Origin of the sequence: Microcoleus sp. S13_C5, assembly GCF_036700845.1 — a bacterium.
Taxonomy (GTDB): domain Bacteria; phylum Cyanobacteriota; class Cyanobacteriia; order Cyanobacteriales; family Microcoleaceae; genus Microcoleus.
In genome coordinates this window covers 20,044-22,041 of the sequence record NZ_JAUBPR010000110.1, presented here as the reverse complement: position 1 = coordinate 22,041, position 1,998 = coordinate 20,044, and the positions used below count along the sequence as shown (strand labels likewise).

Annotated in this window: 3 protein-coding genes; 2 read left to right on the top strand and 1 reads right to left on the bottom strand. The window is 44.9% G+C overall.

Annotated features, from left to right (window positions below; genetic code table 11):
- The first annotated feature begins 205 nt into the window (after positions 1–205).
- Positions 206–352: a hypothetical protein gene (locus QUA04_RS23055; protein ID WP_333261218.1), complete on the top strand. Its 147-nt coding sequence runs from the start codon at positions 206–208 to the stop codon at positions 350–352.
- A gap of 87 nt (positions 353–439) precedes the next feature.
- Complete coding sequence (locus tag QUA04_RS23050; protein WP_333261216.1) at positions 440–736, top strand: DUF4129 domain-containing protein; 297 nt, start codon at positions 440–442, stop codon at positions 734–736.
- 458 nt (positions 737–1,194) lie between these two features.
- On the opposite strand, the gene QUA04_RS23045 is transcribed toward QUA04_RS23050, so the two are convergent.
- Positions 1,195–1,998: Calx-beta domain-containing protein (locus QUA04_RS23045; protein WP_333261213.1), on the bottom strand; the 804-nt coding region annotated here is incomplete at its 5' end.

The window sequence follows — 1,998 nt, the reverse complement described above, 5'->3', positions numbered from 1 at the left end:
TTGGTTTACTCACTGCTGTTATTGTACCTCACCTTTGTAAGAAATGCTATATATGCAACTTCACATAAAATTGGTATAAGACGATCGAATAAAAAAATCCAAAATCCACAGGGCAAAATCGATTAACTGAAGTAAAACTAGGTCTGAAAGTTCCTTTGATAAAACTAACTTGAGTTGGCAATAATTAGGACAGTGGCAACAGCGAGTGCAGAAGTGGTGGGAACTAAAAACTGCCCAAAATATACCGAATGTCAAATTGCCATCTTGGTTTGATTCCCCCATCTTGGGGGCGATCGCTCAAGCCGCTTTTTGGTTAATCTTAGCATTGCTCGCAGTCTGGGCGAGTTGGTAGATTTGGCAACTGTTACGTTTTTATATTCATAATTTCCAAAACAGAAATCAAACAACTGATGGAAGTACGAAAAAAAGAATTAAAGATTTGTCCGTAGCAGAGTGGTTGTTGCGAGCGCAAAAATTGCAGCAGGAAGGCAAATACCGCCAAGCTTGCCGCTGTCTTTACATGGCTTTGTTGCAGCGGTTAAATAATGCGGGAACCGTAGTTTATCAACCCAGCCGCACTGATGGCGAATATTTGCAATTAATCCAGCAATTACCCCAGCCAGTGCCTTACGAAACTTTGATAAGAATACGTGAGCAACTATATTTTGGGAATAGGAGAGCTGACCCCTCAACCTTTGAACAGTGTCAGCAAGCTTATCAACAAATTAATGATTAAGTAGGTAAACGCCAAAAAACAGTAATATCCAATCGATAATTTAGGTGCGAGTTTTACCAACAATAATTACCACAAACCAACAATCTCAAAAAAACCCAGCCACTGGCAAATTGCAATCTAATTCTTTCCATATACAAGGGTTCAAGGTCGTACTCGAACAATGCGCGTAGCATCTAAGAGTACGACCTCGAAATGGTTCTATCAGACCGGAGTAGCAAATGGGTTGAAAGCCACGAAACTAGCACCAGCAATGGGATTCTGGTCGAGACCGCCCACAATCAGTCCTGTAGGTGAATTCCATTAGTTGTCGGTGACAGCGACTGTCACACAGCGAAGATTTTACCCGCCTACCTCACTTTCTTGAAAAAAGCTGTAGTGAGGAGCCAGACTGATAAAAAGCATTTCACTACTTGCAGGAAATATTAGTAGAGCAAGGATTGCTCGCCCTACTAACAGCCTTAAATCAGAGTAATTGTAGTCGATCCCGGATTGCCGACATTCGCACCTGGGCCAAAGCCTAAACCCACCGTCCCACCAGTCAAACCAAGAGGATTGTTAATCGTCAGACTAACGCTAGTTTGACCGGCATTAAAGTTAACCGTGCCTCCAGTAAAATTACCCGATGGACTAATGGTGTAGTCTATGGTGTTTAGAGGTTGACCAGGAACAGTAGGAGGAGCAATCAAATAGTCGACCGAAGCCGAAACCGAAGTATTGCCAGTCCGATTAATTGTAAAAGTTCCAGAACCACCATCAATAATAGGATCGGGAGACGAACCGTAAAAGAAGACAGTCGGAGCCACAAAAGTAGGATCAATAATGCTCAAAACTGCCAGTGACGGACTAGCCAAACTGCCACCACTCAAGAACAAATTCACCGTTTCAGTAGGCTCCGCAAGACTGTCAAATAAAGTTTGAACCGGAACTTGTGCGCTAGTTTGTCCGGCTGCAAAAAAGACCCCTTGAGTCACACTGTTGTAATCCGCTGGAGAACTAGCACTACCGTCACCCGTGCGGAACAAAATCGCACTCGGTGCCGTAACGTTGCCACTGCGATTGATGGTAATCGGCGCAGAGCTGCCCTCGTTGACGCTGTAATTAGCCGCACTGAAGAAATACGTGGTTGGCGCCGGAGCTGTCGCCGGAGTTGGCGTCGGAGTTGGCGTCGGCGTCGGCGTCGTCCCAGTTGTCGCCACATCATTAATCGTCAAAATTGACGGACTACTGGCGACATTGCCACCGAAAAGCACCAAATTCACGGT